The 19,901-nt window shown below is 55.7% G+C and carries 22 protein-coding genes; 7 read left to right on the top strand and 15 right to left on the bottom strand.

What is annotated here, in order from left to right:
* Positions 1–49 precede the first annotated feature (49 nt).
* Both MFLA_RS02055 and MFLA_RS02050 read left to right on the top strand, forming a co-directional pair.
* A complete protein-coding gene (locus MFLA_RS02055) occupies positions 50–1,051 on the top strand; it encodes a 2-hydroxyacid dehydrogenase (protein WP_011478767.1) in 1,002 nt (333 codons plus the stop codon).
* Positions 1,000–1,344, top strand: a complete 345-nt coding sequence (locus MFLA_RS02050; protein ID WP_324286809.1) for a DUF1971 domain-containing protein — start codon at positions 1,000–1,002, stop codon at positions 1,342–1,344. Before MFLA_RS02055 ends, MFLA_RS02050 begins: the two co-directional genes overlap by 52 nt.
* Here the strand turns inward: MFLA_RS02050 and MFLA_RS02045 are convergent, their stop codons facing one another.
* Complete coding sequence (locus MFLA_RS02045) at positions 1,345–1,812, bottom strand: hypothetical protein (protein ID WP_011478766.1); 468 nt, start codon at positions 1,810–1,812, stop codon at positions 1,345–1,347.
* A gap of 179 nt (positions 1,813–1,991) precedes the next feature.
* Here MFLA_RS02045 and MFLA_RS02040 point away from each other — a divergent pair, with 179 nt between their 5' ends.
* On the top strand, positions 1,992–2,975 hold the full coding sequence (locus tag MFLA_RS02040) for a helix-turn-helix domain-containing protein (protein ID WP_011478765.1): 984 nt from the start codon (positions 1,992–1,994) through the stop codon (positions 2,973–2,975).
* 309 nt (positions 2,976–3,284) lie between these two features.
* Here the strand turns inward: MFLA_RS02040 and MFLA_RS02035 are convergent, their stop codons facing one another.
* Positions 3,285–5,207 carry a peptidase U32 family protein gene (locus MFLA_RS02035; protein ID WP_011478764.1) on the bottom strand — a complete coding sequence of 641 codons (1,923 nt, stop codon included), beginning with the start codon at positions 5,205–5,207 and terminating at the stop codon, positions 3,285–3,287.
* Between the two features lie 128 nt (positions 5,208–5,335).
* Here MFLA_RS02035 and MFLA_RS02030 point away from each other — a divergent pair, with 128 nt between their 5' ends.
* Entirely contained in the window at positions 5,336–5,542 is a 207-nt protein-coding gene (locus MFLA_RS02030) for a hypothetical protein (RefSeq protein ID WP_048811498.1), read from the top strand.
* 15 nt (positions 5,543–5,557) lie between these two features.
* Here MFLA_RS02030 and MFLA_RS02025 read toward each other — a convergent pair whose 3' ends face one another.
* The 6 genes from MFLA_RS02025 to MFLA_RS02000 form a co-directional block, all read right to left on the bottom strand.
* Positions 5,558–6,784, bottom strand: a complete 1,227-nt coding sequence (locus MFLA_RS02025; protein WP_011478762.1) for a hypothetical protein — start codon at positions 6,782–6,784, stop codon at positions 5,558–5,560.
* 173 nt (positions 6,785–6,957) lie between these two features.
* Complete coding sequence (locus tag MFLA_RS02020) at positions 6,958–7,749, bottom strand: transglutaminase family protein (protein ID WP_011478761.1); 792 nt, start codon at positions 7,747–7,749, stop codon at positions 6,958–6,960.
* A gap of 13 nt (positions 7,750–7,762) precedes the next feature.
* Positions 7,763–8,731 (bottom strand): alpha-E domain-containing protein, encoded by a 969-nt coding sequence (locus MFLA_RS02015; protein WP_011478760.1) that lies wholly within the window; start codon positions 8,729–8,731, stop codon positions 7,763–7,765.
* Positions 8,732–8,735: 4 nt separating this feature from the next.
* On the bottom strand, positions 8,736–10,157 hold the full coding sequence (locus MFLA_RS02010) for a circularly permuted type 2 ATP-grasp protein (protein WP_011478759.1): 1,422 nt from the start codon (positions 10,155–10,157) through the stop codon (positions 8,736–8,738).
* Between the two features lie 152 nt (positions 10,158–10,309).
* Positions 10,310–11,989, bottom strand: a complete 1,680-nt coding sequence (locus MFLA_RS02005; protein WP_011478758.1) for an ABC1 kinase family protein — start codon at positions 11,987–11,989, stop codon at positions 10,310–10,312.
* Positions 11,990–12,019: 30 nt separating this feature from the next.
* A complete protein-coding gene (locus tag MFLA_RS02000; RefSeq protein WP_195742048.1) occupies positions 12,020–12,274 on the bottom strand; it encodes a hypothetical protein in 255 nt (84 codons plus the stop codon).
* A gap of 232 nt (positions 12,275–12,506) precedes the next feature.
* Between MFLA_RS02000 and MFLA_RS01995 the strand changes: the two genes are divergently transcribed.
* On the top strand, positions 12,507–13,019 hold the full coding sequence (locus MFLA_RS01995) for a C40 family peptidase (protein WP_011478756.1): 513 nt from the start codon (positions 12,507–12,509) through the stop codon (positions 13,017–13,019).
* 19 nt (positions 13,020–13,038) lie between these two features.
* On the opposite strand, the gene MFLA_RS01990 is transcribed toward MFLA_RS01995, so the two are convergent.
* The 4 genes from MFLA_RS01990 to MFLA_RS01975 form a co-directional block, all read right to left on the bottom strand.
* Entirely contained in the window at positions 13,039–13,941 is a 903-nt protein-coding gene (locus tag MFLA_RS01990; RefSeq protein WP_011478755.1) for a ZIP family metal transporter, read from the bottom strand.
* Positions 13,942–13,956: 15 nt separating this feature from the next.
* A complete protein-coding gene (locus tag MFLA_RS01985; protein ID WP_011478754.1) occupies positions 13,957–14,571 on the bottom strand; it encodes a superoxide dismutase in 615 nt (204 codons plus the stop codon).
* A gap of 527 nt (positions 14,572–15,098) precedes the next feature.
* The gene (locus tag MFLA_RS01980; RefSeq protein ID WP_011478753.1) at positions 15,099–15,884 is read right to left on the bottom strand and encodes an EAL domain-containing protein; all 786 of its coding nucleotides are present in this window, start codon (positions 15,882–15,884) and stop codon (positions 15,099–15,101) included.
* A 140-nt stretch (positions 15,885–16,024) separates the two neighbouring features.
* Positions 16,025–16,312, bottom strand: coding sequence for a SelT/SelW/SelH family protein (locus MFLA_RS01975; RefSeq protein ID WP_011478752.1), 288 nt, complete (start codon positions 16,310–16,312; stop codon positions 16,025–16,027).
* 193 nt (positions 16,313–16,505) lie between these two features.
* Between MFLA_RS01975 and MFLA_RS01970 the strand changes: the two genes are divergently transcribed.
* Together MFLA_RS01970 and MFLA_RS01965 are read left to right on the top strand one after the other, a co-directional pair.
* Positions 16,506–17,936, top strand: a complete 1,431-nt coding sequence (locus MFLA_RS01970) for a S41 family peptidase (protein ID WP_011478751.1) — start codon at positions 16,506–16,508, stop codon at positions 17,934–17,936.
* Positions 17,937–18,144: 208 nt separating this feature from the next.
* Positions 18,145–18,456, top strand: coding sequence for a DUF2322 family protein (locus MFLA_RS01965; RefSeq protein WP_011478750.1), 312 nt, complete (start codon positions 18,145–18,147; stop codon positions 18,454–18,456).
* Positions 18,457–18,547: 91 nt separating this feature from the next.
* Here the strand turns inward: MFLA_RS01965 and MFLA_RS01960 are convergent, their stop codons facing one another.
* The 3 genes from MFLA_RS01960 to MFLA_RS01950 all read right to left on the bottom strand — a co-directional run bounded on the left by MFLA_RS01960 (position 18,548) and on the right by MFLA_RS01950 (position 19,898).
* The gene (locus tag MFLA_RS01960; RefSeq protein ID WP_011478749.1) at positions 18,548–18,925 is read right to left on the bottom strand and encodes a VOC family protein; all 378 of its coding nucleotides are present in this window, start codon (positions 18,923–18,925) and stop codon (positions 18,548–18,550) included.
* A gap of 14 nt (positions 18,926–18,939) precedes the next feature.
* Positions 18,940–19,362 (bottom strand): OsmC family protein, encoded by a 423-nt coding sequence (locus tag MFLA_RS01955; protein WP_048811810.1) that lies wholly within the window; start codon positions 19,360–19,362, stop codon positions 18,940–18,942.
* 77 nt (positions 19,363–19,439) lie between these two features.
* Positions 19,440–19,898, bottom strand: a complete 459-nt coding sequence (locus tag MFLA_RS01950; RefSeq protein ID WP_011478747.1) for an FKBP-type peptidyl-prolyl cis-trans isomerase — start codon at positions 19,896–19,898, stop codon at positions 19,440–19,442.
* Positions 19,899–19,901 lie beyond the last annotated feature (3 nt).

Genomic DNA, 19,901 nt, shown 5'->3' with positions numbered 1-19,901 from the left:
TTAATCAGGCCACCAACCAGTCATGCAGCCCGCCACCACGAGGATTCCGATGCGCATCGTCTTTTTCAGCACCCAGGTATATGACCGGGAAAGTTTTCTGGCCCTCCCCAGGCTCCAGAATGCCGAGTTCATTTTCCAACAGCCCAAACTCACGTTGGATACTGCCGTGCTTGCCACAGGCGCGGAAGTCGTCTGTGCCTTCATCAATGACGACCTGTCCGCGCCTGTGCTGGAGAGACTGGCAGCCAACGGTACCAAGCTGATTGCACTGCGCTCCGCAGGCTACAACCATATCGACCTGGAGGCTGCGCAAAGACTCAACCTGGCAGTGGTGCGCGTGCCCGCCTATTCGCCCCATGCCATTGCGGAACATACCGTCGCATTGATCCTGGCCCTCAATAGACACCTGACGCGCGCCTACAACCGTACCCGCGAGGGTGATTTCAGCCTGCGCGGCTTGACAGGGTTCGACCTAGTCCACAAGACAGTAGGCATCATCGGCACCGGACAGATCGGTGCAGCTTTTGCCCGCATCATGGCAGGTTTCGGCTGCAGGATACTGGCTTACGATCCCTACCCCAACCCGGAAGTCATTGCGCTCGGCGCCAGCTACCTCGAACTCGATACGCTGTTGGCGCAATCCCACATCGTCAGCCTGCATTGCCCGTTGAGCCCTGCCACCCACCATCTCATCAATGCCGGTTCGCTCAGCCGCATGCAGCCAGGCAGCATGCTCATCAACACCAGCCGCGGCGCACTCGTGGATACGCCGGCCGTGATCGAAGCGCTGAAGAGCGGACACCTCGGCTATCTTGGGCTGGACGTCTATGAAGAAGAAGCAGACCTGTTTTTCGAGGACCTATCCGACTTTCCGTTGCAGGATGACGTACTGGCGCGGCTGCTGACCTTTCCCAACGTCATCATCACTGCCCACCAGGCGTTTCTCACACGCGAAGCGCTCAATGCCATTGCCAGCACCACGTTAGACAATATCAGCGCCTGGGCAGCAGGCCACCCTCAGAACCTGGTCAGGCTGGAAACAGGAAGCTGATTCCTCGCCAATTACCTGCAGGCCTGAAAGCATACAAACGCACTCCTGATTTCACGCCTGGCAACCTGCCCGCAGCCCTGCAATCACAGCACTCCACCAAGGCAGGTGTCTGGGGGCTGCTGCAGGTGCTGGAAGGCCAGGTCATCTATCACCTGGCCGCACCGCATGACGCATCAGCGATCGCCAATGCGGGTGAAACCATCGTCATATTGCCGGAAATCATCCACTGGGTGGAATTCGTCATCCCCGGCAGGTTTTATGTGGAGTTTTACCGCGCAGCGGTCAGCGAATAGCTAACGCTCACTATTGTGCCCCAGGGTCGACTTCAATATCAGTACCGCTCCCTTGCCGAAACCGTAGCTGGTGATGATCAGGCTAGCGAACAAGTAATACTGGAACGCATGCTGGGCTAGATGCTGCGGCGGCTCAGCCCTATCCAGCAATGGGAACATCCCCATCAACAGGAACAGGCTGGAATTGGTAAATGCACCCACTACCATCGCCCAGCGCACATGCCATGGAAACGGCACCCTGGTGGCGTAATACCCCAGGATCAGGGCCGACATCAGCAAAAAATCGATATGCGCCTGTAATACCCTGGTCTGCTTACCCTGAAAGATATCCGGCAACCCCGGCATCCCGAAATTCAGCCCGACCATGCACCAGGCCAATATCAGTGCCATGATCATCCACAGGCAGGCGCCCCTGACCATGACAATATTGATGCTGGTGGCAGCCAGCACTCGTTCTGCATTTTTCATGACTCATCTCCTCGTTAACCTTGTGCCTGCTGATGTCAACAGACGCTGGAGATTATGAGGTGTCTGTCACAAGCGTATTTATCCATGTCGGAAGCAAAATTTGTCTCAAACGGAAGTTTGGCGATTTACCTCCGAGTCAAGCCCTCTTAACATAGGCAAAACCTCATCGTGCAAATGCCATGGATACCTCGTTACCTCACCACAACGAACCGCTATTCCTCAGTACGGCACAGCAGCCCATACACCGGCGCCATGACTGGCTGCAGCACATCATCTCGCAGGAGTACACCCATGTGGCGATCAAGGCGGTTCGCGACATGCCCTTATTCAACGAAATGACGATCTACCCCTGGCAGGATATGCGCCTTTCCACCATCCGTTCCAATGGCATCACCATCCAGCGGCAACGTGGCGAATGTCGCAATGCGAGCCAGGATGCCTATTTCGCCGTCATTCTGCTTTCAGGCCAATATCTGCTGGAGCAGCATGGGCGCGAAGTGTTCCTGCAACCGGGAGAGATGGCGCTGTACGATGCCACCAGTCCGCATCGCATCCACTGCCCAGGACCCTTTTCCAAACTGATCGTCTCGATTCCCCGCGCCTTGCTGCGCAGTCATCTTGCAGGGGTGGAACATTGCACTGCGAGACGCATCAGCCCTGAGCTTGGCATGAGTGCCATTGGCACCCATTTCATCCGCTCGGCAGCCCAGCATGCCAACAGCCTGAATCTGCCACAATTCAACAGCCTCGCACCGCAGGCATTGGCACTGCTTGCCGCCTCCCTGGCCAGCGCCAGGCCAGACCATATCCATTACGGCCGCAGCCGATCGGCCTCCTTGCACAGGGTCAGGCAATTCATCGAGGAGCACCTGCATGACCATGACCTGGACAGCAGCCTGATCGCCGCCGCCACTGGATTGAGTGCACGCTATATCAACAGCCTGTTTGCAGACGAAGGCCTGTCATTAATGCGTTACGTCTGGCAACGCCGGCTGGAAAAGTGCCGCCAGACCCTGCGGCAGCCCGCTCAACACGGCCAGGCCATTGCCACCATTGCCTTTCATTGGGGTTTTATCGACCAGGCCCACTTCAGCCGCAGCTTCAAGCAGGCATTCGGTGTCTCGCCACGGGCCTATCGCGCGCAACAATGCCGCAGCGATTGAAATGACTAAGCGTGAATGGTCTTACGCGCAACCAAGGTCATTGCACGCGCAGATTGCCAGACAAGCATGTCCAGCCAGACATCCTGACCACCTGGTGGTGTACATGCATGGGACATAACCTCTGGATTGACTGCAGCAGCACGGCGGCAGCGAATCCCTCATACCATGCTGTCGACAGAGGGTGCAGCAATGCGCCGCCGCCATGCCAAGTCATGGGTCATTCTGATTGGCAGTGATTGCCGTCACGGAGACCTGTGATTTCACTGTGACAGGATTGCGCATAAGGCAACTGAGCAAAACTATAAGAAACTATAACCCTGGCCGCTTCGCAAAAAACTGCACCGGCTGCGGCTGTGGCATTTGCAGCACATTCTTGCGCACCTTGCCCATTACGTGCATTTCACAGCGCTTGCAGTCGAACTTGAGGCTGATCCTGTCCTTGCCGCTGACGAGCGTCATGGGTTCGGCGGTAATCGTGCCCTGTACGCCGATCACGCCTTTGGCTTCCTTAGGGCACATGGCGAAACTGTAGCGCAGGCAGTGCTTGGTGATCATCACCGGCACTTCGCCCAGTTCCTCATTGGCCTCGTAGGCAGCGGCAATCGCCTTGACGCCATGTCGCTCATAGAACTCGCGCGCTTTCTTGTTATAGACATTAGCGAGGTAGCTCAGGGTATCCTGCGGGTATTGGGCGGGCGGCTCGGCAGGCTTGCCAGGCTTGGGACGCTCGTAACCGAGCAGGCGCGTGGCCTGCAGCTGGGCCACCACTTCGCGCCGGAGCTGGTTGACGACGGAAGTGGGGATAAACCATGCCGCCTTGAGATCCAGCGCAATCTCACTCACGGAAAACTCGGTATTGCCGAGCTTGGCAAGGTTGTCGCGGATATTGGCTTGCGCTTTTTCCGCCTGTTCGGCCGGCTGCTTTTCCGCGCTGGTTTGCACATAGGCCATGAAACCGTCTTCGTCCTGCATGCTGAGCGCGAAACCGTCCGCCGTTTCGTGCAGCGTCATCGCCACCGCTATCCTGCGCTGGGCAGAGTCCTTTTCCAGCAACCGCAGGAAGGCATGGTCACGGTTGCGATAGACCATCATGTTGCGGCGGATGTCGACGGGCATTTCGTTCGGGTAGAGACGCTTGCCCTGCACGGTGTTGATGCGCATGCCGGTCAGCTCCTTGTGCACATCGAAAAAGCAGACGCCGTCGCCATTATGCAATTCCAGCGTAGTGTCCACTTCAAAATAATCCGGCCCGACCTTGGTGACGCGGCCGATTTCCTCGCCGGCGAACTTAGGCGTATCGAATGCGCCGACATCCTCGCCCCGGCCATGCAGGAAATATTCGGTGGTGCTGCGGTTGAAGGTTTTTTCAGGCTGCGGCACGAAACTAAATACCGCACGACCCGAGGAAGCGCGGCGGTAATGCGGGTTTTCTTCGAGGATGTCATCCAGCAACTGGCGGTAGTAGGCCGTGGCGTTCTTGACGTAGGCAATGTCCTTGTAGCGCCCCTCGATCTTGAAAGCACTCACGCCCGCCTCTGCCAGTGCACGCAGGTTCGCGCTTTGGTCGTTATCCTTCATCGAGAGTAAGTGCTTATCCTTGGCAAGGATGCGGCCCTGGCTATCTTCCAGCGTGTAAGGCAGGCGGCACTCCTGCGAGCATTCGCCGCGGTTGGCGCTGCGTCCGGTGTGTGCATGGCTGATGTAGCACTGACCGCTGAAGGCCACGCACAACGCACCGTGAATGAAGAACTCCAGGTTACACTTGGTCGCATCCGCCACCTTGCGGATGGTATTGAGGTCCATCTCGCGTGCCAGCACGATCTGGGTGAAGCCGACTTGGTCGAGGAACACTGCCTTTTCCACGGTGCGGATGTCGGTCTGCGTGCTCGCATGGAGCTGGATCGGCGGGATGTCCATCTGCAGCAGGCCCATGTCCTGCACGATCAGCGCGTCCACGCCCGCATCGTATAATTGCCAAGCGGTCTGCCGCGCAGCCTCGAGCTCGTAATCATGGAAAATGGTATTGAATGCCACGAACACTTCGGCATGGTAGCGGTGTGCATGCGTTACCAGACGTGCGATATCCTGCACCGAGTTTTCCGCCTTGGCGCGTGCGCCGAACGCAGGACCGCCGATATAGACGGCATCGGCCCCATGGTTGATCGCGGCAATGCCATAATCAGCATTCCTGGCCGGAGCGAGCAATTCAAGATGGCGACGGCTTTGGGTCATGGCTTGTAGGAATAAAGCGAATGGCAAAAGGATGCGCAATATACCATAATCACGCAAGGGATAGCGCCGAATTGCCCAAGCGCATCAACATGATACAAGCAAAAATAATAGGTTCAGGAGACATTGTCATGCGCATCAACACCATCCGCAACATCTGCTTCACCATCTGCATCCTGTGCATACTCGCCAGCCTGTTGCTCGGCGTCGCCATGATCTGGGACTGGGTCCAGGACTCTGACTTCATCCACAAGAGCTTCATGACCCTGGGCGCTTTGTTTGTCGCCTCATTGCTGACCTTGTCCGTGGCCAAGAAACTGGGCGTAGGCGGCGATTAAGCCCTGCTGCTGGCGTTAGCCCAGCGAAGCCCCGGATTTGACGCCCTCTTCGCGCCCTGCCGCTTCGGTGAGCACCGCCACATTCTCCTTGGTGAAGAACCCCTGGAAATCGCCAAAGCGCTGCACATATTCCACAATCAGCGATGAATGCTCGGAAGCATTGGAGAAGATCTGCTTCAGGCCTTCTTCTCTTGAACCAATGACGTCGAGCAGGAAGCCCTTCCCTTGCGAGGCGATTGCATTCACGGCGAACTCGATATGCTCGAGGCCATCGCGCTCACCATCCCGCACCGCGACGGCAATATGGTGCAGGCGCGGGCCGTAATTGCGCACAAAGGTTTCAGTAGGCGATGGCAGCTTTTCCAGGTGGTTGACGAAATAAGGCGTATTGTTGGCCGTGAATACCTTGGCCGGGCTCTTGGACTCCGGCAGGCCGTGCGCGCTCTTGGTGACATTGGTCGATGAGTTCTGGTCGAAGATATTGTAGGCGCCCCAGAAGTAGTAGCTCGACCATGACAGATATTCCAGAATCGCCACCTCGCGGTTCTGGCTGTAGACCCGGGTGGCCAGGTGATCAATAGGCAATAGCAGGTCAGCGAAATTGAGTTTCTCCTGCAAGCGCTTGGCCGCCTCATAAGCCATCTGCAATTCCGCATCGACACGGCTCACCCCTAGGGAGTACACCCGCATTTCGTCCGGCTTGCGCTCCAGGTAAGCCACGATATTGTGCGTGTAAGGTGAAGGCTTGCTCACGGCGAGGTTGCCCGGCAATTCCAGCTTGCGCACTTCGTCCTGAGTGAAGAAGCGGAATTCGCGCTCCTGCTGCAGCTTGACCACGTCATGCAGGTTGTTCACACGAATAATCTCGCCCATGTAACGGCTGTTGGGCTTGCGCGCGCCCACCGGGTAGATTTCGTTGAGACTGCGGAAAATGCCGCGCAGGTTGGGGTCTTTCACCTCCCGCACCAACAGGTCAGGCGAATCGAGGTCGATGCGCAGCACATGCGTCCAGTGCGACTCGCTCTCCAGCGTCACCAGGTAGTGATATGAGGTCATGAAGCATAGCTCGGCAACATACTTGACCGAATGTCCAGGATCGACCGTGATCATGAGCGCGTCAATCTCGTGCACCATCGCGGTCAGGCCCATCGCATCGCGCTCTTCCAGCAACTTGACCAGGTACTCCTCGAAAAATGCCGAGTTCTCCTTGTCCCCGTGACGGGGAAACTGCAATGAATTCATGCGTTTTCCTTGTAATACTTTCGGCTATCTAAACCAGAAACCTTAAAAAAACCTGGTGGACAAATCCCCCTAAGCGATACAGAAAAAGTGGCTGGCAAGGCGCATCTACGCAGACAGTACACTAAAGTACGGCAAGTGGATCAACGCCGCCAGACGCTTTTTCTACATCGCGATCATTGTTGGGATTGGAGTTGGCTGACATGCACCCCCACCGTCATCGTCTCCAGCCCTCCTCCAACGCGCATGCCGCTCACCGGGCAGGCATCGCTGTAATCCAGGCCGGTTGCCAGGCGCACATGTACACCATTGGTCCTGCACCGGTTGGATACGTCGAAGCTGATCCAGCCAGAGGGCAGACATGCATCCGCCCAGGCATGGCTTTCCATCAGGCTACCGTCGTCAGTGAACAGGTATCCGCTGACATAACGTGCGGGAATCCCCAGGTAGCGGCAGCAGGCAATGAAAATATGCGCGTGATCCTGGCAGACCCCGTGACCACTCCGAAATGCTTCCGCAGCAGGCGTATTCACATTCGTGACACCCCTGTAATACGGCACTTTATCCACGATCGCATGCATCATTTCGTCCAGTATCTGGCCAGTAAAACGATCGTAGCGGAACTGCTCGGCAAAGTTGCGCAGGGTCGCATCCGTAGCAGTTAAGGCAGTGGTGCGCAGGTAAATCTCGCGCGGCAGGAGATCATGCGCAGGTGGGGTATCCAGCCCGGTTTCCACCTCGCCCGTCGCAAGGATATTGATCTCCTCATGCGGCGTATCCAGCACCAGCAGATGCTCGGCATTGCCATAGGCATCGTCATGCCGCTGCAAGTGGCCATTGACACGGATCTCCCAGCGCTTCACCCGCTGCCCGAACCCATCCTGCGGCGTCAGGCGCAGTTTCTGGATGGTGTAATTGACGACATCGGTGTAGAGATAATGCGTGCGGTGATTGATCGTGAACTGCATGGCAGGGCTCCGTTCATTCAGTTTCTGCGGCGAGGCCGTTGATCGGCGCATTCAGGAAGGTGCGCTGGATCTCGGCGCCGAGATTGTTGTTGGAGGTAATGAAGTCAGTGAGGAATTCGTGCAGTCCTCCCTGAAAAATATCGGTCATGCGCCCGTAGCGCAGCCTGGCATGCAACTCGCCGGCAAGGCGCCTGCACTCGCTGCTGTGACGTCCATTGAGCTGATCAAGGATGGGCGTGATCTCGGAAAAACATGCATGCAGTGAACGCGGCATGTCTTCTCGCAGCACCAGTAACTCCGCTACCTTCCATGGCTCGATCGCGTCGTTGAACACCTTCTGGTAGGCATGGAAAGCGGAGACTGCGCGCAATATCGCACTCCATTCATAATAATCCACTGCACCGCCCACTTCCTCGCCGCTGGGCAACAGCAAATGGTATTTGACATCAAGCAGGCGTGCGGTATTGTCCGCCCGCTCGATAAATGTCCCCAATCGCAGGAAGCGGAACGCGTCGTCACGTAGCATGGTGCCGAAGCTGACGCCGCGAAACAGATGGGAACGCGACTTCACCCAGTCGCAGAATTCGCCCAGCCCTTTCTGCATCAGGTCCATGCCGACAAACTGGCTAAACTCCAGCCATAGCGCATTGATGTTTTCCCAAGTTTCCGCCGACAAGGTGACGCGCACGGAACGCGCATTTTCACGCGCGCTGCGTAAGGTCGAATAGATGCTGGATGGATTTTTCGTATCCATCGCCAGGAAGCGCACCACGCCCCCGGCTGTCACTTCACCGTATTCTTGGCGGTAGCTGTCCACTCCGCCGGCAATCTGCAACGCAGGCTCCCAGAGCGTCGTCTCGCTCTGCGAGGCATTCGGCACCAGCGACATGTTGTAAGTGACGTCCAGCACGCGCGCCATGTTCTCGGCGCGCTCAATGTAGCGTGCCATCCAGTACAAATGATCTGCGGTTCTACTTAGCATGGCATTAATCTTTCAAAATCCAGGTGTCCTTGGTGCCACCCCCTTGTGAGGAGTTCACCACCAAGGAGCCTTCACGCAAGGCGACACGGCATAGCGCACCCGGCACCAGGCTGACGGTTTTGCCCGAGAGCACGAATGGCCGCAGATCGACATGCCTTGGCGCAATGCCGGTTTCCACCAGGGTCGGGCAGGTAGACAATGCTAGCGTCGGTTGGGCAATGTAGTTGGCCGGGTTGGCTAAAATACGCTGGCGGAAATCCTCCAGCTCCTGTTTGCTGGCGGCTGGCCCGACCAGCATGCCGTAGCCGCCCGATCCCTGAACCTCCTTCACCACCAGCTCTGCCAAGTTGTCCAGCACATATTTGAGGTCATCCGCCTTGCTCAGCTGGTAGGTCGGCACATTCGACAGGATGGGTTCCTCGCCAAGATAGAACCGGATCATCTCGGGCACATAGATGTAAGTGTCCTTGTCGTCCGCCACCCCGGTGCCCACCGCATTCGCCAGCGTAACGCCGCCATTGCGGTAGACCGAGAGCAGTCCCGGTACGCCCAGCATACTGTCGGGCCGGAAACTCAGCGGGTCGATGAAGTCATCATCGATGCGGCGGTAGATCACGTCTACGCGTTTGGGGCCTTCGGTGGTCCGCATATAGACAGCATTGTTGCGGACGAACAAATCCTGGCCCTCTACCAATTCGATGCCCATTTGCTGGGCAATGAAGGCATGCTCGAAATAGGCGCTGTTATAGGCCCCTGGCGTGAGCAGCACCACCGTCGGCTCATGAACGCCGGCCTGCGCTACGGCACGCAGGTTGTTGAGCAGAACCTGCGGATAGTGCTCGACCGGCGCTACTGGGTAACGGCGGAACAATTCGGGAAACAGGCGCATCATCATCTTGCGGTTTTCCAGCATGTAGGAAACCCCGGAAGGGGTGCGCAAGTTGTCTTCCAGCACGTAGAAATCGTTCTCTCCGGTGCGGACCAGATCCACGCCGGCGATATGGGCATACACCCCCCCAGGCACATCCACGCCAAACATTTCAGGGCGGTATTGCGCATTCGCCAATATGCTGGACGGGACAATCCCCGCCTTGATGATCTCCTGATCGTGATAGACATCATGGAGGAACATGTTCAGCGCTTTGACGCGCTGGATTGCCCCGTCGGACAAACGCGCCCACTCGCTAGCAGAAAGAATGCGCGGCACGACATCGAACGGAATCAACCGTTCTGCGCCGGCATCCTCCCCATAGACGTTGAAGGTAATTCCCACACGGCGGAACAGCAGCTCCGCCTCCTGGCGCTTGCTCTCCAACTGCTGGTGCGGTACATCCTGCAGCCAGGCGGCATATTCGGCATAAATTGGCCGGATAACCTCATCCTGCAGGAACATCTCATCAAAAGGCTTAGTCTTGGCGGTATCCATGCACTAACTCTCGCAAGGGTCATGCCAGAAAAATATCCATTTACATTCATAGTGTTATAAAAAACACCATGGATAAATTCCTACATTTGCACCAAAATGGTGCGAACATCTACGTTGTCATGCTGTTGGCACTATGCTGGTAATACCCTGGGTCAATCTCTGCCTGAACGCCAAATAGAGATCATCAGCATGATGCCAATGACGAAAGCGAGAAAAAACCCAAGGAAACCAAATGCGGGCAAACCAAACAATTCCGGCCCACCGCGCACCGTCATGACGATCGACGAGCCAACGATCAACGAGGCGGTAATCAACGCCATGGCAAGACGATTGGTACTATGATCAAGCTGGTGGCCGAAATGATCTAGGCGCTTCAAGTCCAAATTGAGTTTCAGCCTGCCACGCCCTGCTTCCTTCAGCACCTGAGACACATCTCCCGGCAAGTCGCCTACGGCGCCAAGCGCCTTGCCGACGCCGCGCGCCCCTTTGCGCCAGAGGGTTCCGGGCATGTAGCGCTCAATGATGACCTTCTTCACGAATGGCGTGAGATGGCTGACGATCTGGAAATCAGGATCAAGCTGCCGACCAAGGCCTTCCAGTGTGACTAATGCCTTGAAAAGCATGGTTAGGTCAGGCGGCACCGAGAGGTGGTTTTCCCGCATGATGGTAGTGAGGTCATTCAATAAGGTACCGAAGCTGATGTGCTTGAGCGGCGCATTGTCATAAGTGCAAATGAATTCATCGACATCTGCCCCCAACTTGTCCTCATCCACCACCACGTTCCCGGCCCAGGCGATCAGAATATCTCGCAAGGTCTCTATATCGCGCGATACCAGGGCAGCGAGCAAATCGGCAATTTCATTCCTGCGATCCAGACTGATGCGCCCCACCATCCCGCAGTCGATCACGGCAATCTTGTTTTCCGGCAAAAAGAAGATGTTGCCCGGATGAGGATCTGCATGAAAGAACCCGTCGATCAGGACCATCTTCATGACCGCATCCGCACCACGTGCCGCCAGCAATGGCAGGTTCATTCCAGCTTGGCGCGCTTCCTCCAAGCTGTTGCCCGGGATGCCATCAATCTTTTCCATCACTAGCACGCTTTCACTGGTGTATTCCCAGTAAATCTTGGCAAAACGGGTATTGGGGTCATTGAGGAAGTTGCGTGCAAACCGCTCGGTATTCCGTCCTTCCAATGCTAGGTCGAGCTCACGCTTCAAGGATTTGGAAAACTGGTCCACGATCTCGGTGGGGTTGAAGCGCCGGGCTTCCTCCACCTCAGCCTCGATCAAGCGTGCAAGGTGGTGCAACAATCGCAGGTCGGCATCAATATTCTCCCGGATGCCAGGCCGGCGCACTTTCAGGATCACCGGCGTACCATCCTGAAGCTTTGCCTGGTAAACCTGGGCAATAGAAGCGCCCGCCACAGGGGTAGTATCGAAATCGCGAAAAACCTCAAAAGGAGACTTGCCAAGCGCCTCCTGCAAGCCGGGCAACATATCCTCAAATGGGACAGGCGGCACCTGGTCCTGCAGTTTGGAAAACTCTGCTATCCAGTTGGGTGGGAAAATATCCGGACGTGTCGCCAGCACCTGGCCCATTTTGACAAAAGTCGGGCCGAGCTCCTGTAATGCTAAGCGCGCGCGTACCTCGGATGGCAGTTGCATGATCTCACGCGAGGCCTCGGAATTAAGCGCATTGCCTGCCCTGCGCAACCAGCTGCGCTTACCCAGCCGCTCAGCGATATCTCCCCAGCCATAATGCATAAGGATGCGGGCAATGGCGCGCACCCGCCCGAAATCACGCATCACTGAAATTGTTTCACGCAGCATAATCTTCCCGGCAAAAAAACTGATTTTGTATTATTTGTCCTGCTCCAGGCGATCAGCGCGCTGCTCGATACGGGCAGCCATGTCCTTGAGCTTGTGACTGGCGGCATAAGCCACTTTCGCCCCCACATGCTTGACCGCCCGCTTGCCCGCTCGCTTCAAGTGGCTACCTGCCCCATGTAACCGCCTGGCGACAGACCCTGCAAACAAACGCGCTCGCTCGCTTGGTTTCAACGTGAAACTACCGGCATAATCTTTCAGCGTTTGCTCCATTTCTTCAGGACTCAAATGGCGCAATGACGCCCCGCATTCTGCATCATCAATATCTGGCCTTGATTTCTGCATAGAAGGATATGTGCTCGAGTTCATTGATGGCATGTCTTTCCAATGGCGACCAAGCCATTCTACACCAGGCTGCTTGCGCTGCCTTTATTGGCAAGACAGTCTTCTTGGCCTTGGAGTTTCAGGAAAACTGAAGAATGGGTTTACACGACCGAAAATAAATGAATAAAATCCAGAAATGCCAATGAAATCACCTACTGCTCTTATTGTCTTCCTGCTACTGAACCCCATTCCAACATGGGCAACGGAAACCACTGCCATGCAGCAGTTTAGACAGGAGGCGATGGATGCGACTCAGGCCTGGACCGACTCCATGCATGAAGTGCTTCTTCATGCCTTGAGCCTCACCGGCATCAAATACACATATGGCGGAAAATCTCCAGAAACCGGCTTCGATTGCAGCGGATTCGTACGCTACGTCTTCCAGCAATCTACCAGCATGACGCTGCCCCACGGCGCAAAAGCCATCAGCCAGCTAGGTCAGCCAGTGCCGCAGGAACAACTGCAACCTGGCGATCTGGTATTTTTCAATACATTGAGATCCGCTTTCTCTCATGTAGGCATTTATCTCGGCAACCAGAAGTTCATTCATGCCCCCAGCTCCGGCGGAGGGGTGCAAGTTGTGGACATGAGCGAAAACTACTGGGCCAAGCGCTTCAATGGTGCCCGCCGCATTGTCAATTCCCAGTAAATACTGGCGGGTGCGGGCCCTAGCCTAGGGCAGTATCCAGCATCATCATCAGCACAAAGCCAATGATCAAACCGCTAGTCGCGAAAACTTCATGCCCCTTGCGATGAGACTCTGGGATGATTTCATGACTGACGACGAACAACATGGCGCCTGCAGCAACACCCAGCCCCCAGGGCAACAGGGCCACTGAAGAGCCCACGATCGCAGCGCCGAGGACAGCCCCTGCAGGTTCAACCAGGCCACTCGCCATTCCAATCAAAATCGCAGTTCGGCGGGAATAGCCGACAACGGCCAAAGCCATCGCCACAACAAAGCCTTCCGGGATATCCTGGATCGCGATACCGGTTGCCAGTGCGCCACCGCGTACCACATCTCCACCTGCAAAGCCCACGCCAATCGCCAAACCTTCCGGTACATTATGCAGGGCGATAGCGAATACAAACAGCCAGGTTCGCTTCAGCGCCAGCGTATTCTTGCGCTCCATTCCCTTGATGAAATGTTCATGCGGCACCCAGCGCTCCAGGGCCAGCAACAATGCGGCGCCGATAATGATGCTGCCCCCTACGATGGAGGCAGCACCCCAGGCGCCAGCTCCCTGGGACTGCGCAAACTCGATACCCGGCACGATCAGGGAAAAAGCGCTGGCAGCGAGCATGACGCCCGCTCCAAAACCAAACAGGGTATCCATGATACGATCGGGCAATTGCTTCCAGAACAGCACCGGCAGTGTACCTGCCGCTGTCGCCAAGGCTGCGGCGGAACCTCCCCACAGAGCATCATGCACCTGGGGCATGTTCCACGCTGCCCGTCCCCAATCCCCCAGCCACTGTACCATGAGCAGGACAAATCCCAGCACAGCCAGGACGATCATCCACACCCATAGCTTTTGCCGGTGGCCAGCAACAATGAAGGGGAAGTTCATGTCGAGCTCAATGCCTTATTTAGAGATAGCTTCCTGGTAGCGACGTGCAACTTCGTCCCAGTTGATGACATTGAAGAATGCCCCGATATATTCCGGACGGCGGTTCTGGTAGCGCAGGTAGTACGCATGCTCCCAGACATCCAGACCCAGGATAGGCGTATTGCCATGCGACAAGGGGCTGTCCTGGTTGGCACTGCTTTCAACGATCAGCTTCTTCTCTGGCGTCACCGACAGCCATGCCCAACCGCTGCCGAAACGCGTCAGTGCAGCCTTGGTAAAGGCTTCCTTGAATGTATCAAATCCGCCAATGTCAGACTTGATCGCATCTGCCAGGGCTCCAGTAGGTTCCCCGCCACCATTCGGGGACATGACTTTCCAGAACAGGCTATGGTTGGCATGACCACCACCATTGTTGCGCACCGGGCCGCGCAGATTCTCCGGCAAGCTGTCGAGTTTGGCCACAAGCGCTTCGATAGGCTCGTCGGCAAATGGCGTGCCCTCCAGGGCAGCATTTACATTATTGATATAAGTCTGGTGATGCTTGGTATGATGGATTTCCATGGTTTGTGCATCAATATGGGGTTCCAGGTCCGTATATGCATAATCGAGGGGGGGTAATGTATATGCCATTATTTGCTCCTTAGTGTTGATCATTAAATTTTTAAGGGATATCAAACCCCATGACCGCAGTCAAGCGACACAGGCATATCTTAATGCTTTTTAGCATAGAAGATCACACTGGGGTTCATGATTTTAGTGTGGCGGCTGATCCTGCAGGCAACAAGATTGCCCACAACCGCGAAAAGTTTGGATACTCAGGGAGATGTTGACCGTCAAGATGATGAAAGTTCAGCAGCAGCCTGGACCCTTCGGGTACCGCCTTGCACACTCAGGCGGTGCAAGTTGGCTTTGATCCTCGCTGCGCACAACTTTCAGGGAGGCGGCATTTGCTAAATGCCCATCACGCTACTGCCTGTTACGCCAGATTATGATGCAAATGGTATCAGGTATAGAGGGACCGGCTAGGCTCATGAAGGCTGGCGCAAGCCAGCAGGCGTGCTGCATGATATTCATCAAGGAGCATTAGCTTCGCGAGTCGTCTTATATTTCTGCAAAACATCATTGTGCAATGCAGAAAGCACATCAGCATACCGAAGCTAATGCACTTGCATGGCTTGCTTGGAAAACAAGCGCCCTTGGACGCAATCAATCCGCATTTTTCGCGCCCATTCCAAGGCAGCGCAGGTATCGACGCCAGTCATGACCGTTTGTACACCAATTTTCCGTGCCGCCCCCACCAGCCAGTCCACCATGGCCTGGGCGGCCTTGCCATCCATATCCAGCAAGGCGCGGCTACTGAACTTCACCATGGCCGCATCGAGAAAAGCACTCAGGGAAAACATCCCCCACGAGAGCCCGGCATCCTCCAGCGCCACCGAGGTACCGGAATGTTGTAACAGATCCATCATGTGCTGGGTGCGCAACGTCTCTTGCATCGTGTGGTTCTGCACCACATTGATGATAATTTCACGGTCGGACCAAGCATGTTCCCTGAACAGGTTCAGGAATGGGTTATCAGTCCCCTCGCCTCCGGCAAAGAAGCTGTCCATGTCGAGGTCCAGCATCAGCCAGCCCTCGCCAGGGAAGTCCGCAATCTGCTGCTTCTTGAGCTCAAGCTCCAAATGAAACAGCAGTAACGGATTCTTGCGTAGGCTCATTCTCAGCTTATCGGCATCAATCGGTCGCCCACCGCGAGCCCAGAAGCGGGCACGGGCCTCGTACCCCAACATCTCGCTGGACTGCACATCCACAATAGGCTGGTAGTCAGTGCCGAAGTGCCTCGACATCACCACATCGAGCAATTCATTTGGTGCCATCTCTTGTGGCGCGACCTCACGATCCAGCAACAATGCCCCGAGTTCCGATTGGTTAAATGCATTCATTTTGATGAACCTTCCACAAAATCCCTGTCAGGAAACATCATAAATGAGAACAATTTACATTTGAAGTGTTATTTCCAACTATTTTAGTCGGATATTGTGTCAGCTCGCTCAACAGGTGACCACATGACCCGACCTGCCGCTTACTTACGATCGCTATGGCCGAGATCGCGCGCAGGATCGATACGGTCACGCACCAACTGTTTCAATTCCTTGGACTCAGGAAATCGCCCCTGCTCCTTGCGTGAAAATAAGAGCTCACCATCCAACCTGACCTCGAAAATCCCGCCTGTGCCCGGAACTAGGCTGACGCACCGAATGTCTGATTCAAACGTCGTCAGCAGTTCCTGGGCCATCCAAGCTGCTCGCAACAACCAACGGCATTGCGTACAGTATTCGATTTCTACTTCTGGCAATTTGGGCATACTCATCCAAGCTCGCTCCATGGCATAAAAATAGAAATTTAGCGTTCAAATGATTGAAAAGCAAAAAATGACTGTGCGATACTCTGCAACGTTTTGCATTGACGACATAAATAGCGGAAAATGGGCCCGTCGCTCCCTATCTTCCTAATACAATCGTTAGATTCAACCATTCTGGTTTTCCACTGAGGAATCGTTTTACATGCGCAAACTTAAAAAGATCGGCTTGATCGTCGCAGGCCCGTTGCTTGGTGTCATGCTGAGCTTGAGTTACTCCGCCATTGCGGACAAGGAGACTAAGCCGCAGCTGCCGCTGGACGACTTACGCACCTTTGCCGAAGTATTTGGCAAGATCAAGAGCGACTATGTTGAACCCGTTGAAGACAAGAAGCTACTCACCGAGGCAATCAATGGCATGCTCGCCGGCCTGGACCCTCACTCGGCCTATCTGGATGCTGATGCCTTCAAGGACTTGCAGGCCGGCACCCAGGGAGAATTCGGTGGACTGGGCATTGAAGTCGGCATGGAAGACGGCTTCGTGAAGGTCGTGGCCCCCATCGAGGACACGCCTGCATACAAGGCCGGCCTCAAGAGCGGCGACCTGATCATGAAGCTTGACGATACCCCAGTGAAAGGCATGACACTCACGGATGCTGTCAAACGCATGCGCGGCAAGCCTGATACCAAGATCACCCTGACCGTCCTGCGCAAAGGTGAGGCCAAGCCCCTGACTTTCGTGCTCACGCGCGCCATCATCAAGACCCAGAGCGTCAAGTACAAACTGTCTGAACCCGGCTATGCCTATATTCGCATCACCCAGTTCCAGGAACATACCGGGGAAGACCTCGCCAAGGCGCTGAAGACCATGCGCGAACAGAACAAGGAAGCCTTCAAGGGGCTGATCCTCGATCTGCGCAACAATCCTGGCGGATTGCTGAATGCAGGCGTCGGTGTTTCTGCCGCCTTCCTGCCCAAAGGTGAGCTGGTGGTTTACACAGAAGGCCGAGGCGAAGAAGCCAAGATGCGCCTGACCGCGAATCCCGAGAATTACGTTCGCGGCGGCGCCCGCGCCGACTACCTGCGCGACCTTCCTGCAGAAATGAAGACATTGCCTATTGTCGTGCTGGTCAACGGCGGCTCGGCTTCCGCTTCGGAAATCGTCGCGGGTGCATTGCAGGATCACAAGCGTGCCATCATCATGGGCACCCAGACTTTCGGCAAAGGATCGGTGCAAACCATCCTGCCGATGAACAATGGGGCGGCCATCAAGCTCACTACCGCGCGTTACTTCACGCCAAAGGGACGCTCGATCCAGGCCAAGGGTATCGTGCCCGACATCGTGGTGGAAGAAGCCACGGTCAGCTCGCAAGAACATGCAGCGATGCTGCGCGAAGCAGACCTGAGCCGCCACCTGAGCAACCCCAAGGAAGGGGAAGAAGCGCCTACTGTCCAGCCTGCTCCAGCCGAGCCAGAGAATACCAAGCCAGAGGCTCCTGCTACCGAGCCTGACAGCAAGGATCAGAAAGACAAGCCTGCTGCAAACGGCCCGATCGAGCCAGGCTCCAAGGCAGACTACCAGTTCAATCAGGCGCTCAACCTGCTGAAGGGTCTGCAGATACTGCAACGCAAATAAGCAAAATCCCAGGTCGCTCTCTGCCGGCCTGGGATCATCCTGTCATGCTCGCTATGCAAGACTATTGCATCACTGTATTTGACAGAGAGTTTGAGCACCTTGCTGTTCATGCACAGCAGGCAGTGGCAAAAAGGACAATCGACCTCTGTCCGTTCAAGGCAGGCATGCGCATTCTTTCCACCATCATGACAACAACGACTTATCATCCATGACGACATTCAGCGAAATCCTGGCTGGCCTCGAGTCCAGCGACCATATCCAGAAAATCGAACTTTTCGACGCAAAAGGTGATCCCGCCGGCATTATCGAGAACAAACCGGGTAGCCAAGGCTCCGTCAAGGTATACCACCACCTCTACAAGAAATACGGCATCATCAGCGCAGCGGCTGCACGAGAAGGGTTGGAAATCTACGCGGAACATGCTGCCGATGCCCAAGCCAATCCCGGAAAACATCCCAATATTGACCGGTTATTCAGGGTCATCGAGAATGCCGGGCCGTTGAGTGTGCGGATTACTTGATTTGAGCGCTGCGAGTTAAGTCCGCTTGCTCAATCAATGATCAAAGCCCCGCAATGCGGGGCTTTGTATTTCTACTTAGTGGTATTGTTTTCTAAAGCCTGCCAGAAATCGGCGGGTGGTAGATGATCTGTACGTGGGTCCCGGCCGGGTCGGCGCAATAGAAGCTTCTCGCGCCATCGCGATGAGTTTTTGGCGCCATGAGTATCTTGACGCCATTGGCGACGAGATGGGCATGCCACTCGTCCACCAGCTCCATCCGGCTGATGATGAACCCGATATGGTCCAGGCGCTGCTTGCCCTCCATCGCCTCACTGGCACGGTGCAAAGCAAGGTTGTCGTTGCCCGAGGTAAGATAGTAGTTATCGGGGTCGGGCTGCCATTCGACCTGCATGCCGAGGATATCAACATAAAAATGCAGGCAAGCCTCGATATCCTGGACGAACAGGGCCACATGGCGCAGTCCCTGCATGCCATGAGGCCTGTTCAAAGTTCGGCCTCTGCTATCTCGAAATCGTGCGTAACTTCAGCGGCCTTGCCCAGCATGATGGAAGCCGAGCAATATTTCTCCGCCGACAACTTGACAGCACGCTCCACCTGGGCAGGATTCAGGCCTTTGCCGGTCACGACGAAATGCACATGGATTTTGGTGAATACCTTGGGGATGTCGTTGGCACGCTCAGCGCTGATCTCAGCCACGCAGTCCGTCACGGGCTGACGTGATTTCTTGAGAATGGTGACCACATCGAACGAAGTGCAGGCACCCATCCCAATCAGCAGCATTTCCATCGGACGCATGCCGAGGTTGCGGCCACCAGCCTCCGGCGCCCCATCCAACACGACGGCATGCCCAGTTTCGGACTCGCCCATGAAACAGACATTCTCAATCCACTTAACACGTGCTTTCATTTCGTTTTTTGTTCCATCCAGCGTAGATCCATCAAACAACATCCATGACACATGCCATGGATGCCATCAGCAAGCGCTTACTTTACTCCAAGCAGCTCCACATCGAACAGCAAGGTGGCGTTAGGTGGGATCACGCCACCTGCGCCGCGTGCACCATAGCCATACTCCGGCGGAATGACGAGGGTGCGCTTGCCGCCCACCTTCATGCCCGCAAATCCTTCGTCCCAGCCACGGATCACCTGCCCGCCGCCCAGATAGAACACGAACGGTTCACGGCGGTCCACAGAACTGTCGAACTTGGTGCCCTTGCCATCAGGCTTGCTGGGGTCATACAGCCAGCCGGTATAGTGCACAGTCACATTCAAGCCGGCTTCGGCTTCACGGCCTTCCCCCACCAGGGTATCGATTTTCTGTAATTCGGTGATGTTGTCGCTCATTACGATTTTTTCCTTGTCACTATTGGTATCGGCTGAACAGCCACTCATGGCGAGCATGGCCAGCACGAACGCGCTTGCCAGCATGGCAATTGGTTTCATGGA

It is taken from the genome of Methylobacillus flagellatus KT, from assembly GCF_000013705.1.
Taxonomy (GTDB): domain Bacteria; phylum Pseudomonadota; class Gammaproteobacteria; order Burkholderiales; family Methylophilaceae; genus Methylobacillus; species Methylobacillus flagellatus.
The sequence above is the reverse complement of the archived record's forward strand: the minus strand, read 5'-3'. Positions and strand labels throughout refer to the sequence as shown.